General features: G+C 56.5%; 14 protein-coding genes and 1 pseudogene. 7 read left to right on the top strand and 8 right to left on the bottom strand.

Going from position 1 to position 14615, the window contains the following annotated elements; all coding sequences use genetic code 11:
* Positions 1-301 (top strand): annotated as a pseudogene (locus tag Q1B15_RS07445) (hypothetical protein); the annotation flags it as partial.
* A 202-nt stretch (positions 302-503) separates the two neighbouring features.
* Positions 504-1538, top strand: coding sequence for an MBL fold metallo-hydrolase (locus Q1B15_RS07440; RefSeq protein WP_299752382.1), 1035 nt, complete (start codon positions 504-506; stop codon positions 1536-1538).
* A 483-nt stretch (positions 1539-2021) separates the two neighbouring features.
* On the opposite strand, the gene araD is transcribed toward Q1B15_RS07440, so the two are convergent.
* Complete coding sequence (gene araD / locus Q1B15_RS07435) at positions 2022-3752, bottom strand: L-arabinonate dehydratase (protein ID WP_299752379.1); 1731 nt, start codon at positions 3750-3752, stop codon at positions 2022-2024.
* A gap of 312 nt (positions 3753-4064) precedes the next feature.
* On the bottom strand, positions 4065-5414 hold the full coding sequence (locus tag Q1B15_RS07430) for an IS1380 family transposase (RefSeq protein ID WP_299752376.1): 1350 nt from the start codon (positions 5412-5414) through the stop codon (positions 4065-4067).
* Between the two features lie 190 nt (positions 5415-5604).
* On the opposite strand from Q1B15_RS07430, the gene Q1B15_RS07425 reads away from it, so the two are divergent.
* On the top strand, positions 5605-5898 hold the full coding sequence (locus Q1B15_RS07425) for a Dabb family protein (RefSeq protein ID WP_299752373.1): 294 nt from the start codon (positions 5605-5607) through the stop codon (positions 5896-5898).
* Between the two features lie 250 nt (positions 5899-6148).
* Here the strand turns inward: Q1B15_RS07425 and Q1B15_RS07420 are convergent, their stop codons facing one another.
* Complete coding sequence (locus Q1B15_RS07420) at positions 6149-7084, bottom strand: LysR family transcriptional regulator (protein WP_299752370.1); 936 nt, start codon at positions 7082-7084, stop codon at positions 6149-6151.
* A 100-nt stretch (positions 7085-7184) separates the two neighbouring features.
* Here Q1B15_RS07420 and Q1B15_RS07415 point away from each other — a divergent pair, with 100 nt between their 5' ends.
* From Q1B15_RS07415 to Q1B15_RS07400, 4 genes are all read left to right on the top strand, one after another.
* Positions 7185-7844, top strand: a complete 660-nt coding sequence (locus Q1B15_RS07415) for a class I SAM-dependent methyltransferase (RefSeq protein ID WP_299752367.1) — start codon at positions 7185-7187, stop codon at positions 7842-7844.
* A gap of 62 nt (positions 7845-7906) precedes the next feature.
* Positions 7907-8158 carry a DUF6326 family protein gene (locus Q1B15_RS07410; protein ID WP_299752364.1) on the top strand — a complete coding sequence of 84 codons (252 nt, stop codon included), beginning with the start codon at positions 7907-7909 and terminating at the stop codon, positions 8156-8158.
* A gap of 233 nt (positions 8159-8391) precedes the next feature.
* Positions 8392-9054: a methyltransferase domain-containing protein gene (locus Q1B15_RS07405; protein ID WP_299752361.1), complete on the top strand. Its 663-nt coding sequence runs from the start codon at positions 8392-8394 to the stop codon at positions 9052-9054.
* Positions 9055-9549: 495 nt separating this feature from the next.
* Positions 9550-10893, top strand: a complete 1344-nt coding sequence (locus Q1B15_RS07400) for a dicarboxylate/amino acid:cation symporter (RefSeq protein ID WP_299752358.1) — start codon at positions 9550-9552, stop codon at positions 10891-10893.
* Between the two features lie 50 nt (positions 10894-10943).
* On the opposite strand, the gene Q1B15_RS07395 is transcribed toward Q1B15_RS07400, so the two are convergent.
* The 5 genes from Q1B15_RS07395 to Q1B15_RS07375 form a co-directional block, all read right to left on the bottom strand.
* Complete coding sequence (locus Q1B15_RS07395; protein WP_299752355.1) at positions 10944-11525, bottom strand: LuxR C-terminal-related transcriptional regulator; 582 nt, start codon at positions 11523-11525, stop codon at positions 10944-10946.
* Positions 11526-11658: 133 nt separating this feature from the next.
* The gene (locus tag Q1B15_RS07390; protein ID WP_299752352.1) at positions 11659-12099 is read right to left on the bottom strand and encodes a cytochrome b/b6 domain-containing protein; all 441 of its coding nucleotides are present in this window, start codon (positions 12097-12099) and stop codon (positions 11659-11661) included.
* Positions 12100-12106: 7 nt separating this feature from the next.
* On the bottom strand, positions 12107-12358 hold the full coding sequence (locus tag Q1B15_RS07385; RefSeq protein WP_299752349.1) for a PepSY domain-containing protein: 252 nt from the start codon (positions 12356-12358) through the stop codon (positions 12107-12109).
* 599 nt (positions 12359-12957) lie between these two features.
* Positions 12958-13710: an NAD(P)H-dependent oxidoreductase gene (locus tag Q1B15_RS07380; protein ID WP_299752346.1), complete on the bottom strand. Its 753-nt coding sequence runs from the start codon at positions 13708-13710 to the stop codon at positions 12958-12960.
* A 334-nt stretch (positions 13711-14044) separates the two neighbouring features.
* On the bottom strand, positions 14045-14615 hold a 571-nt coding region (locus Q1B15_RS07375), incomplete at its 5' end, for a pirin family protein (protein WP_299752343.1).

Genomic DNA, 14615 nt, shown 5'->3' with positions numbered 1-14615 from the left:
ATGAAGGTCATCGGCAACGCAGATCGCCAGGAAGCAGGGCGCTGGCTCAACAACCGGGCCGAGAATTCACACCCGCTGCCTGACAGTGGTTTGCTTGCAAACCATGAAAAGGGGCCGTTTCGACGACGAGAACGGGCGATGCTTCGGTTCCGGCGCATGCGAAGTTTGCAAAAAATTCGTCTTCGTCGACGCCTCAATTCACAATCATTCCAACCACGAACGTCACCTTTATTCACGTGCCAATTTCAAGCTTAACCGGGCCGTCGCTCTCAGCGAGTGGCGCCAACTCAGATCGGCATAAAAGGCAGCTTCATTGCCCTTGGAGAGACTGGTTCGCATTTGTCTGACGGCACCCTTGCACCCTTGTTTGGCTCCGCAGTGCAGCTTTCGCTTTAACGACGTCGTTCTGGCAAGAATTGCCGTAATGTGTTAGAGTGAGTGGCCTTTATGAGGTGCGGCTTCGTTTGGAAATATCGAGCGCGGACAATAGGGGAATATGGGAAATGCTGTTCAGACAACTCTTTGATAAGACATCAAGCACCTACACTTACTTGCTTGCGAGTCGGCCTGGTGGCGAAGCTTTGCTGATCGATCCGGTTTTCGAGCAAACCAGCCGCTATCTGAAGCTGCTTGAAGAACTGGACCTCAAGCTGGTCAAGGTGGTCGATACCCACATACATGCCGACCATGTAAGCGCCATGGGCAAATTGCGCGATGCCACTCGTTGCACGACCGTAATGGGTGAACAATCTCCAGCCGATGTGGTGTCCATGCGAGTGCGTGACAATGATCCGCTGACGATCGAAGGCTTGACACTTACTGCGCTGCATACCCCGGGCCACACGGCTGAGAGCTACAGTTTTTTGATGGATGATCGGGTGTTCACCGGCGATACGCTGTTGATCCGCGGGACAGGCCGCACTGATTTTCAGAATGGCGATCCCTATGAACAATACCATTCTTTGTTTGAGCGTTTGCTGAAGCTGCCAGAGAACACGGTGGTCTATCCAGGCCACGACTACAAAGGTGACACGGTCAGCACGATTGGCGAAGAGCGCCACAACAACCCACGTCTGCAAGTAAATTCGGCCGAAGAGTATGCTGAGATCATGAACAACCTAAATCTCGCCAACCCAGCAATGATGGACGTGGCAGTTCCCGAAAACCTGAAACTCGGCCTCAGGATGTCCGCGCAACATCGCGTCCCAGTGCTGGAGGTCGATGAAATCCTTTCAGGGTGGCCTTCGGTTGACTGTCATCTCGTAGACATCCGGGAAGAGAGCGAACGCCGCCGCCACGGCACGATCCCCAACTCGATTCACGCACCATACGGACATTTTGATCAATATTGTCGGTCTAGTGGCCCTCTGGCGGGACTCGCCAAAAACAGCAGGATTTTGCTTTATTGTGCCATCGGCGAACGATCCACTCTCGCAGTTGAGATAGCCAATGAATTGGGCCTGATAAACGTTGCGCACATTCCCGGCGGCTTCACCGCATGGCAGGAAGCCGGAGGACCGGTCGAAGCGATCGAATAGCACTTGCAATACCCCGGATATAGCCTGAAAACCGACGGCGGGCATTCTCAAAGTTACCCAGTATCGACGGACCTCAACCCCTTACGCGATCTCTGAGGGAGATTACTTGGGCGCAAAATCGACCTCCGTTGCACAGGACCAAACTTCTCCTTTGGTGCGGGTTTCTCGGACGCCACTTGGGTCGTTTGAGTGACGCGGAACTTTGCTTGGCGTCCGAGAAGCGCTCAAGCGGGAAATCGCGGTTTCGTGGCCAGTTGTAGGTCCGCTTTTGAAGGAATCGCCTTTCGCGCTCGCGCCTGAAGAGAATGGCAGCAACTCGCCCTTAACGTCGAAATGTGTGCGGTGCAGCATCCGTCACATAGGGCTTGCCTTATGTTTTCCCCATCGGTCTGCAAAGAGTAAGCTGTTGCCTGCCAAGCCAATTTTGGCGGGCACCTGATCTAGAGCCGGATATCCCGGTCAAGGCGGTCGCAAGACGTATCATCAGTTGATTTCCGGCTCGGGGACCGGCGCGCCGAATTCCGTCGTCAGGAAGTCGAAGTCGCACCCTTTGTCCGCCTGCTCGACGTGCCGCGCAAACATCTGGCCGTAGCCGCGTTCATAACGGGGTTCGGGAGCGGTCCAGACGGCACGGCGCTCATCCATTTCCTCACCGGAAATCTTTACTGAAAGCGACCGGTTCGGAATGTCCATCTCGATGATATCTCCATTCTGGATCAGCGCCAGCGGTCCGCCGACATAGGCCTCTGGTGCGACATGCAGCACGCATGCGCCATAGGATGTCCCCGACATTCGCGCATCCGACAATCGAACCATGTCCCGATGGCCGTCTTTCAGTAACGCGCGTGGCATCGGGATCATCCCCCATTCGGGCATTCCCGGCCCACCTTGGGGCCCCGCGTTGCGCAATACTAGCACGTGATCGGGAGTCATCGGATAATCGGGATCATTGATGATAGTCTTCATCTCGGCATAGCTATCGGCCACGATAGCCGGGCCAGAATGCACCTGAAATTTCGGGTCCATCGCGGCGGGTTTTATCACCGCCCCGTCAGGCGCAAGGTTTCCGCGCAGAACCGCAAGCGAGCCTTCGTGATAGACCGGGTTTGACAAGGGCCGGATCACATCGTCGTTGTAGTTCACCGCGCCTTTGATGCATTCACCCAGTGTTTTACCGGTGACGGTGGTGACCGAGAGGTCCAGCTTGTCGCCCAGTTCCTTCATCAGTGCAGGCAGGCCGCCTGCATAAAAGAAATCCTCCATCAGGTATTCGGTGCCCGAGGGCCGGATATTGGCCAGTACCGGCACCTCGTGACCGACCTGATCCAGATCATTCAGTCCCCAATCCACGCCCGCGCGCCGCGCCATGGCGATCAGGTGGATGACGGCGTTGGTGGAACAGCCTGTGGCCATAGCAACGATGCTGGCATTGCGTGTGGAGTCCCGGTTGATGATTTTGTCTGGCGTCAGGTCTTCCCAGACCATTTCAACCGCGCGCCGCCCACAGGCCGACGCCATGCGTTTATGTCCCGCATCGGGCGCCGGGATCGAGGAGGCTCCGGGAAGTGTGAGGCCGAAACCTTCGGCGATCGACATCATGGTCGAGGCCGTACCCATGGTCATGCAAGTTCCATAGGATCGGGCGATCCCGCCCTGCACGCCGTCCCACTGTTCCTTGTCGATGGTGCCGGCGCGCCGCTCATCCCAGTATTTCCAGACATCCGTGCCGGAGCCGAGCTTCTGCCCTGCATAATTCCCGCGCAGCATCGCACCGGCGGGCATATAAATGAACGGCAGCCCCATCGAAACCGCCCCCATCACTAGCGCCGGCGTCGACTTGTCACAGCCCCCCATTAGCACAGCCCCGTCAATTGGGTGGGCGCGCAAAGTCTCTTCGACCTCCATCGCCCCCATGTTCCGATAGAGCATCGAAGTCGGCTTCAGGAATTGCTCGGAAAACGAATGCACCGGCATCTCGACCGGCATGCCGCCCGCCTGCAGGATGCCGCGTTTCACCCATTCTGCGCGGTCGCGCAAATGGTGGTGACAGGGCGAGAGATCAGACCATGTGTTAATGATCGCGATGACTGGCCTGCCTTCCCAGTCTTCGGTGGAAAGGCCCATCTGCATCGCCCGGCTTCGGTGGCCCATAGACCGTAAATCATCCGGTGAAAACCAGCGGGCAGAGCGCAGATCTTCAGGTTTTTTCGTCATGGAGGCAGATTCTCGATAGATGAAAACAGTGGGAAAGAACGTGATCGAATTGACTTGAGCTATGCCCAAAACTTGGTGACAGTTGATTAAGCCGACATTCCCCAAGTAGAACGCCGTCCTTGTGATGTTGACGCCCGATTGCGTAGCAATCAAGACTCTTTGGCGCGCCGTGCCAGTTTCTGGGCATCTGGAGCGCAAGTCGAGCGTGATTTCTGGTCACGTAGGCTGGGTCTGCACGGCTTTCGGTTTGATCAGCACATGTTTGGACAGCCCTATCGAGCCGCTTTTCCTCAGATTTTGATGCTGACATCCTCATGTGGGAACCGGTGGCGCGCGCAGCCGATGGATTGCTTTCAGAATACGGTTGAACAAATCGCCGCTGACAGCGACTTCCGCGAGTTGGAACGTGATGGCGCGGGCGTGGCGGACGACCCTCGCACCGATTTTGATCAGCCGGGTTTGCAGGCTTGTCAGCGACCAGTCGGCCATCTCCTGTGGAAGGTCTGTGCCTTGCAGGAAGACACCGAGATTGTAGGCCAATGCATGAAGCTGAAGCCGGACCTCGTTCTGCGCCATGCTTTTGCAGGACAGCCGCGTCCAGTTGATCGCCTGCTTGCCTTTCTTGATGTGCTGCTCGGCGGTGCCACGCTGGTTGTAGAAGTGGATGATCCAGTCCGGGTCCATCGGCAGGTTGGTGACGAGGAAGCCGACGCGGGGGGACAGCTCGCCCGGATGCCACTCGACCTTGGCAATAACGCGCCGGGGTTTGTCCCAGGACGCTGCCTGACAGTCGAAGTCGCCGTAGAAGCGTTGGACGCGGTTCGGCGGACGCCCCAACGGGCGCTTGAGCAGGTGCGCAACCTTGCCCTGTAGGACACGATTGGCACGCAGGCGGATGGCGTAGAAATACCCCTCGGCTTCCAGCGTCTCATAGAGATCGGGAATGGCAAACGCGGCATCGCCCCGGAAGAACCGCATCAGGTGACGCTCCGCATATCGCGCGATAACTGGCTTCAGAACCTCTTCCCATCCGTCGGCGCTGCGCACATTGCCCGGGCGCAGAGCGCACCGTTCAAGATGGCCGAACTGGTTGAAGACGAACAGCGGGCGATAGCACATGCAGCCGAAATGCCCGTTCCAGGCCGTGCCCTCCTGCACGCCATGGGTCGGGCTGACTGAACTGTCCATGTCCAGCGTGACCCATTTGGGTGGCGTAGCGGAATGAACCCGGTCGATCCACTGTCCCGACAGATCAGCCAGTGCAGCGCGATTGTCCGTCGTCGCCAACACCTCGGTCTCGAACCGTCCCATCTGGCTCGCGGACGCGGCCTTGGCATCAACGGCCCGTCCACCGACGACCTGCCGCATCACCGGATCGAACGCCAGACGATCTGCGTCATTCACATCATCATACCCGGCCAGCCGACCAAAGACCGACTGGCGCAAAAGCCCGATCAGAGAATGCAGGCGGTTGTGACCTGTCCTCGTGGCTCTCAGCAATCCGCCAGCAATGTCGTGCAGGCCCAGCACCTCATCCAGTTCCCCGAACAACAGCAATCCGCCATCAGAACTGATCTTCGAGCCATGAAATTCCGGCCGCACGCGACGGTCAAATCCAAGCCGAATATTTCCCGTTTCGCCTGCACCCTTTGGGTGACCCATGAAATCTCGCTCCAGACTGCATTAACATACTGAAATGTAACACGTTACTGGGCAGTCAGGGCGCAGAAATCGTCGGTCTACTTGGGGAATACGGGCTAGAACAAGGTTGCGGAGCTGAAATTCACTATCATAAAATACAGATGCGCAGTCGCGGAACTGCCTGTGCCGACAACGAGATGGAGTTTTGGTCATGCTACGCCATATTGTTTTGGTGACCTACAAATCTGAAGCAAGCCTAGAAGAGCGTGCGGCGATGCAGGCAACAGTTGCTGCGTTTGCAGAACAAGTGCCAGAAGTGCGATCATTGACCTGCGGTGAAAATGTAGGGAGCGGACCGAACCACCATGACTTTGCTATTGTTGCGGATTTCGACGACCTACCCGCCTTTCGCCGCTATATCGAAAGCGATGCACATCAATCTTATGTCAACACCTATGCGAAGGCGATTGTCGGAAAGCTTGCAGCCATTCAGCATGAATGGTGAACGCGGAGTCTTAAGATTGGGTTTCTTGTATCATGCATATGGCATTTTTGTTTCTCGCTTCATGGCTGATCATCGGTAAAATTGCCGCTGCACCCAATCTCACGCCTAATATTTTGGCTATTTGGTCCAGATCATCATCGGCGTCTGACAAGGCAGCTAAAAACCGTGATGTAAGGCCGTTCACGCGTCTCAGACTCAGGAACACGACAGTTGGTCATCGCGACGAGTGCGACGGTAGCTCTATCCCGCATTACGGACCTTCGCCACGGTCTCCACGAATGACTGCTAAGCCGGACTTTCCAGACATTCGAACTGTGTCGGCTAGCCCTCGCGCCAGAAAGTCGAACACGACCCTGATACGACGGCTGGTTCTGAGTTCGCGATGCGTGACTAACCACACCGGGAATTCAAGCGATGGGAGATCGGGCAACACCTTTTCGATTCCGGGTGTGGCCTCCCCCAGCAGCTCTGGCATATACGTGATGCCGTAGCCCGCTTTGACCAATTCCCACTGGACGACGCCGCTTTCGCTGGACATCACGAAATTCTCGCTACGCACGGGAATACCCTTATCACGCAGCGTGGTCACCAACTGATCGGAGTTTGGACTGCCGACAAAGGCATGGTCCGCCAACGCGCGCGGTGCGCGCGGGCGCCCTGCTTTGTCCAGATACGCGGAAGCAGCGTAAAGGCTGGCCCGAAAATCGCCCAGATGCCGCGCGATCAGATCGGGTTCGGTGGGCCGGACGTGACGGATCGCGATGTCGGCCTCGCGCCGCATCAGGTTCGAGATGTCGTTCGATGCAATGATCCGAAGATGGATGCCCGGTGCTGTTTCACGAAGGTCGCCGAGCAGACCCGGAAGGATTGCTGCCGACACCAGATCGGTGGCGGAAACTGCAACCTCTCCGGTTATCTCCTGGGATTGGCCCGCCGCAACTGTCGAAATCAGCGTCGCCGTCTCGCCCATAACCCGCACGTGATCCAAGAGATCCCGCCCGGCCGCGGTCAGGGTCGGTCCTCGCACAGTGCGTTCAAACAATGTGACGCCAAGCGCAGCCTCCAGTCCGGATATCTGGCGCCCGATTGTCGGTTGCGTCGTCTTCAGGGCGCGGGCCGCACCACTGAACGAGCCTTCCTCTGCGGTCGCAAGGAAGGCCCGCACCTGGTTCCAATCAAAGGACATCGCCTGCCAGTTCATATGCAGGCGTATAGCTAAAGTACGATTTTCCGCAATACCCCTTCGCTCAACGCATGGCTAGTGCTCCTGCTCAAGGAGATACGCAATGCAAGACCCCGTACCACGCTCAAAGGAAAACAACATGTCCGCCCAAGCCTTCTGGGACCGGCAAGCTATCAAGTATGCCAAGAAACCCATCGCCGATCTAACCGCCTACGAAGAAAAACTTCAGCGTATCCGGTCGGTCCTGCGCCCGACCGACCGGATCCTTGAAATCGGTTGCGGGACGGGTGGCACCGCACGGAAGATCGCGACCGGGGTCGCCCATGTCACCGCGACCGATCTCTCCGCCGAGATGATCCGAATCGCGCGGTCGAGCTCAGATGAGTTCACCGCGAAGAAAATTGAGATTCTTCAGGCCGAAGCGTCGCAGGAGGTGTCGGGATATCCCTTTGACGCCATCTGCGCTTTCAGCCTTCTCCACCTGGTGGATGACATTCCCAACGTTCTGGACGCTGTGTACCGGCAAGTGAAGCCCGGGGGTCTTTTCTTGTCGAAAACCGTTTGTCTCAAAGACAACTCGCGCTGGATCCAGGTCATCGTACGCATGCTAGTTTCATTGCGAATTGCTCCGAAGGTGGTGTGCATAAGTCGAGCCGAATTGACCCGACATCTCATCAGCGCCGGGTTCGAAATCGACCAGACGGTCTACTTTGATAAGAAACGTATGAGTCCGTTCATCATCGCACGGCGACCGGCCGATTGAGCGCAGATTTGCGGTAAGCACCCCAGCCCTTCCACCCATGAAATCATGAATGACCCATTCCGATGGAAACGATCAATACGAAAGCCAAACTCTCGGCCCTTTGGCTATTCATTCTTCTCAACATCATCTTCCACGACATCCATCAGTATGCATTGAAATCCCACCTCGAGATGCTGCTGACAGGGACCTACAACGGGACCATGATTACCGACACGATAATGCTTATTGGCGGCTTTCTGGTCGAAGTCTCGATAGCCATGGTGCTCTTTTCTCTGCTTCTGAACCGTAGGATCGGGCGACCGGTTCGGCCTTGATGACAACAGGCACACTCCTCTCGACCCCGCCGAGCGACCCCGATGACGTCTTCTTCTTGATTATCGAACTGGCTGCGATGTCTTCGATCCTCTGGACGGCGTGGACTTGGCCGGATCACGTCAGATCCCCCGCATAAATAATTTGCGCCCCAGGGCTCGCGTCGTCATCAACCATGGTTTGACGTGACTGGAGGGGGCCAACGAACGCCCAGCATTGGAGCAGGACCAACCACATGTTTACACAGACGCCTGCACGCGACCTCGCCGATCACTACGACAGGCTGGCACCCAATTATGACAAGTTTCACCGCCGGTGGCTGCGGCATGCAGGTGGTGAGGCCCAGGCGGCATTGGAGGCTCTGGTGCGGGCACTTATCACGACAGACACGGATCTGCTTGATGCTGGTTGTGGCACCGGCACCTTGGCACGCACCTTGATCGCGGAGGGCATGTCGCCAGCCAAAATGACCCTTCTCGATCCCTCAGACGCAATGTTGGCAAGATGCAGCGACATCCCGGCGGTGCAAGTTAAAGGACGATTGGAGTCCCTGCCCTTTGAGGATGCAAAATTTGATATAGTGACCTGCGCTTGGGCGCTCGAAACCGTCCCGCATCCGAACCTGGCATTAAAGGAGCTTTGCCGTGTCGTTCGACCTGGCGGCGTGCTTTGTCTGGCGTTTTGCGCTAATTTGCCGGCACGTGGCCTTGTCGACGGTTTGATGCGCCAAGCCCTCTTGTGGCGCGGCAGTGGCCAATTCCTTTCACATGGACACGTCATACACACCCTTGAAAATTCAGGGGAGTTTGTGGTTCGCTCAGTTCCAAGTACGGGGCCCGCAGCGACCCTCCTCGCGAGGCGAAAGGAAAAAATCGGCACGACCTCGATTGCTGTCTAAGCGTGCCGCGTCCTAACTTCGCACCTCAGAACGAGGTAGGGTATCGGTTTGTATGACTGCCAAAGTCTGTTCAGCGAGTCGCTGCGTCAGCGGGAGGCAGGCGTTTTCAGCCTTGTGACCGGCTAGATGCTGAAGGATTTGTCGTCAAGGATTTTTGAAAAGTGCGCGATTTGGCAATGCGGATATTTGTGGCGTTGCAGAACAGCGGCATTTTGGGATCTTAGCTGCCGTTCACTACTCATGCGATCTTTTGGTTCACAGGCGCGGCAATCTTGGTGTGCCTGGCGGGCGCACTGAGTGATCACGAAGATCGAATGCCCCCGCTATCAGCTTCCGGTTCGCCGAGGTGGCCATGATCAGAAACACAGTCAGTACCGTCCTGGCTGCCTTGCAACGCCTTCGGTTGCCAACGTCCGGCGCTCTATCTTCTAAAACGACAAAGCACTTGCGGAATGCCGGTTCAGTTGCAGCTTCGTGTCATGTTATGGGCCTGACATGGCAAACGAGACGCAAGAGACATCGATGCACCTCGCGCAGCAGCGATTCAAGCTGCGGGTCTGGATTACATCCAGGCTCTGGGCGCAGGTGATGGCCGGAATGGTGCTGGGTTTTGGCCTAGGCCTCCTGTTGAGTGAGGCGACGGGAGTCGTTCCGCCTGAAATCGCCGAGGTGATCGGACTTTGGCTGGCCTTGCCGGGCCAGATCTTTCTGGCGCTGATCGCCATGGTCCTCATCCCCCTGATCTTTTCGTCGATCGTGGGTGGGCTTGTGGGGGCGGGGTCAGGTGAGGAGTTGCGGTCAGTTGGCCTGCGGTTGGCTGCGTTCATCCTAGCGACCACGACGGTGGCGGCGACCATCGGTGTAGCGCTTGCGCAGTGGCTGAAACCCGGTGTGGGTCTTGCCGGTTTTTCCGTGCCACCCGGCGAACCCGGCCCTCCTTCCAAAACCGGCCTTGTGAGCGAGATGCCCGATCTCAGCGAGCCTTCAACCCTGCCGGACCTGATCGCCAACATCCTGCCGTCCAATCCCACCGCCTCGATCGTGCAGGGGGACATGCTGGCCGTTGTCGTGCTGGCACTGCTGGTCGGCATCTCGGTCACACAGGTTCAGCGCAGCCGTGCCGCACCTTTCCTGGCACTGATGGAGGCATTGCTTTCGATCTCGATGAATATCGTAAAATGGGCAATGTTTCTGGCACCTTTGGCGGTTTTCGGGCTGATGGCACAACTGGTGATGCGCACGGGGCTTGAAACCATGCTTGGCATCTCGGGCTATGTGGGCGCCGTGCTGTTGGGGTTGGCCGGCCTGTTGGTACTGTATCTTTTGATCGCGCTGATCTTTGCTCGGGTGACGCCGTGGCGTTTCCTAAAGGTTGCGGGCAGCAACCTTTTACTGGCGTTTTCCACATCCAGTTCCTCGGCAGTGATGCCGGTGACGATCCAGTCGGCGCGTCAGCTTGGCGTGCCAGATAATATCGCCAACCTGGTGGTACCGTTGGGGGCAACGATGAACATGGCCGGCACTGCGTTGTATCAGGCGGTGGCCATTCTCTTTCTTGCGCAGCTTGCCGGGGTCGAGCTGACGGCGGCTCAGACCGCGGCTGTGATCGGGACACTTGTCGCCTCGAGTATTGGCGCGCCCGGCACCCCGGGCGTCAGCATTGCCATTCTGATCAACGTAGCCACAAGCATGGGCATACCGGTCGAAGGCATGGTGATCATTCTTGGCGTCGATCGCCTGCTCGACATGTGCCGGACGGTCGTCAATATCACCGGTGATCTGGTTGCGGCGGTGCTGCTTCGCGCGGTGGGGCAAACACATACGGAAATCCCGGCATGAGCCAGGGTAGAGATATCGTGCAGTGCGCGGATTGGGCCCAATCGTCGTAACTATTCCGCGCGGAGTATGTGCGCTGACGCCCTAGTGGTGTGTGGTTGATGGTCGTCCGGTGCGCCAGCGGCGCTAAAGTCGCCTGACATCAGCTCCTCCATGAAAAGACTTACGAACTGTGCTCGGCCATGGGTGTCGGACTTTGAATAAATGCTGGTTGCTTGGGCGCGTACAGTCCCTGAGGCGGTCCTTCTAACTTGCCCGATGCTCTCATTGTCGAGACCCTTGAGGATCATAATAGCAATGTCGCGCTCTACTTCGGTCAGGTTCCAGTCATCGAAGAAGCGATCCATCACCTCGCCCATCTGACCACGTGCGACCATCAACCCCGCATCCATGTCACCCATACGCGCCAGCAATCGACGCAACTCCACCATCAAGAACATGACGCCCCAAATGAGTACGACAGCCGCCAAGGCTTCAAGTCCAAGATGCAGGTCGTCAAGGTGACCACCCTCGCGGAAATCTGTAATGATGTCGCCAATGAAGAATAGCGCGCAAAGGGCCTGCAGAATGATAATGCCTGCAAGCGCAGTTGCGCGCCGTTCCTTGGTCTTTTCAATCCGTTTTGGTCGCTTCATTCCAGCTTCGTTCCTTGGGGGACACGCTTTCGCCCGATTACCATGGCACGCACCAAATTGACACCAGATCGCCAACTATCGAACGCAACTCCGGCGACATGCAGCGCAACTGACAGGATCAGCCAGTTGAAGATCAACTCGTGCGCCTCTTCCACCCAGTCGATGCCAAAAACCGTATGGTCGTCATCATGTAGCCAGTCACGCCGATGCCGATTACCGTAAGCCAAAGGTTATAAATCATTATCGTACCCAGCGGATTGTGGGACAAATGAACGGTTTTGTCGCCGCTCAGAACGGACCGGGCATAGCTGATCGCCCGCGCCGGACTTGGCGGAAATGCCGTGAAACGTGCATATTGCGGCCCGATGATGGCCCAGACAAGCCGGATGCCGACCAGCCCCAGAGCAGGATATCCCACCCATTCATGCAGATTGCTTTCCTCCTCCAGTATCGCGCCGTTCAACAGAATTGTCAGAGCGAGAGACCAGTGAATCAACGGGACAAGCGGGTCCCACACGGCCACGTCGCGGGCGCTTGCGCGCCTGCTGCTGCGATCGTCCGAAGAAGCTGACACCGTCAACTCACTTCATCTCGAGCTTGGTGATCTTGCCGGTCTCGGCACTCACGTGGGCTTCACCCATTTTGCCATCCTTGATGAAATAGACTTCAATCTTTCCATCCTCCATTTCGGCTTTGCGCACTTCATAGCCCATTTCGGTCAGGGCCGCCTGTGCCTGCTCGATCGTCGTGCCAAGCACAGTGTCGGTATCAAGATCCAGTGCCAGTGCAGGGGTCGCCAGAGCGAGAAGTGTGATCAGTGCAAATTTACGCATTTTTTTCTCTTCAGGTTTAATTGCTGCGTCAACGGGTGTTGGCGCTGAACATCAACTGGGCCTTTTGATCCGATGGCGCTATTGCCTTGCAGCTTACGCAGCGAAGAATAAGCGCATGCTTAGGGCGGAAAGGTGCTGATCTAGGTCAGTCTAAAGCGCGATCTCAAGGACATGGATTGCAAAAGACGCTGGCCGAACTTGGTGATAAAGACCTAAAGTGGCGCAGGAAGTAGCCCCAAAAGCCGACGTTGTCGCGGCCACTGCCAAGGTCGCTTTTCCTCACAGCGGACCTTAGTGCACGCTGCAGCGAATTTACGGTTCCCGCCCAAAGTGTCCAATGTAGCGTTCAGCGCCAATGTCTTAGGAGGGCGGCGGGCTCAACCGGTCGAGGCAACACATGAACTGATGCGGCGGATGCCTCCATCCAACGGCATCAATTGTGCCAAAGTGGTTTCATATGAACCAAAGAGAGGGAGGCATCCACCGCATCAGTTCACAAAGCTGCCGCTTGCCGCTAGCACTTTGACATCCGCTTTTTAGGTAAAACTTTATGACGCATAATCATCGTTGTGTGATCATTTCCCAGTATATGGCAAACCTCAGATATGGTTGATAAACGGCGTGACGCTTTCGGCACCCGCGCGTAACCGGCCATCTTCATCAAACGCATCATCAGGATTAAATCGCATCAGGGACAGCTGATCAAAACCTTCAATGACTTCGGAATGCGCGTAAAGCAGGGCGGCCAGCCGCGCCTCGGTTTTAACCTTTTCACGACCTTTCCAGTATCCATGGACGCCATGCACGACCCGCGGCTGTGCGACCTGACACCCAAGATATCGAAAGGTGTAGGCCAAAGGCCACAGCAGCATACGCACATCGCCTTCTTTCCCATCTGGCCCGCTTTCGCTTTCACGAGACCCAGTACTGACGCAAAACAGCACGGTTTTGTCGCGGTATAGCCCCTTGTCAAACCGCTTGTCGGAGGTGTGCATGGCACCATTCGCGAGCACCCTGTCGCACCAACCTTTGATGATCGCAGGCGGTCCAAACCACCAAATTGGGAAATGCAAAATGATCCGATCGGCGGCCTGAAACTTGGCGATTTCCGCTGCAACATCCGCCGGAAGACGGCCGGTCTGCGACGCCTGCTCCTGACATTTCAGGACGTCGTGACCAGCGTTGCTCGCATAATGCTCAAACCGCTCAACCGGGTCGAAACCGTCTTGCACCAAATCCGACCGCGACACACGTCCCCCCGTTGCAAGGCTTGCGCGTTCAGTCTCTTGCGCCCAAGACCCCGTGAAGGAGCCGCTATGAGGATGCGCCGTCACGATTAATGTTTGCGTCACGTGCGGTCTCCTACCCTGGCTCGATGATTAATCTTAATCACAAGATCCGTATCCAAGGTCTAAGAAGGAATCCAGATCAGAGTGAGCTTTGACTGAATCTGGTGTTTTGGGTGTTTGTAGGTTGGCGGCGTATCTGGTTGATTTCTTGTTGAAAGATACGACGGCAACCGAAAGGCCGCCTCTCACGCGATGACATGCTGCGATTTTGGGCTGCTTCGAAGTCGTTCGTCTGACCGAGTTAGCGTGACAAATCCGGGCAGTTTGTCAGGGAAGGCAAAAATGCGATGAAGGTGAACTGGTGGCACGAACATGCCACCAGATTTGGGTTTTAAGTCTATTGTGCGAGGTCGAAGAACAAGATCTCAGCAGCGTTTCCCTGATCAAAAGTCAGCGAGCCGCTGCCGTCAATGGCAAGACCGTCGCCCTTAGACAAAGCGATGCCATTCACGTTCAGAGATCCATCAGCAACCTGCACCCAACCTTTGCGTCCAGCCTTCAAATCAGTGCTAATTGCTTGGCCGCCGTCCAATGTCGCCGCATAGACACTTGCGTCTGCTTGGGTCGTCATAGAGCCATTGCGCCCATCTCGGGAAAGGAACAGTTTGAGCTTCCCACTCTTTGCGTCGTTTGTCAGATCAATAGTGTCATATGTGGGTTTGGTATTCTGCGTCGCGGGCAATAGCCAAATCTGCAAAAACCGCATTGCTTCGGTCGAAGACGGATTGAACTCGGAATGGGTCACGCCAGACCCCGCGCTCATATATTGAACGCCGCCCGCGCTGACGACCGATCCGTTGCCCAGAGAGTCCTTGTGCTCAAGCGCGCCCCCTAGCACATAAGAGAAAATCTCAGCGTTTTTGTGTGGGTGCTGCCCAAACCCCTTACCACCCGCAACAAGATCATCG

Origin of the sequence: uncultured Boseongicola sp., from assembly GCF_937988555.1 — a bacterium.
Classification (GTDB): domain Bacteria; phylum Pseudomonadota; class Alphaproteobacteria; order Rhodobacterales; family Rhodobacteraceae; genus Boseongicola.
The sequence above is the reverse complement of the archived record's forward strand: the minus strand, read 5'-3'. Positions and strand labels throughout refer to the sequence as shown.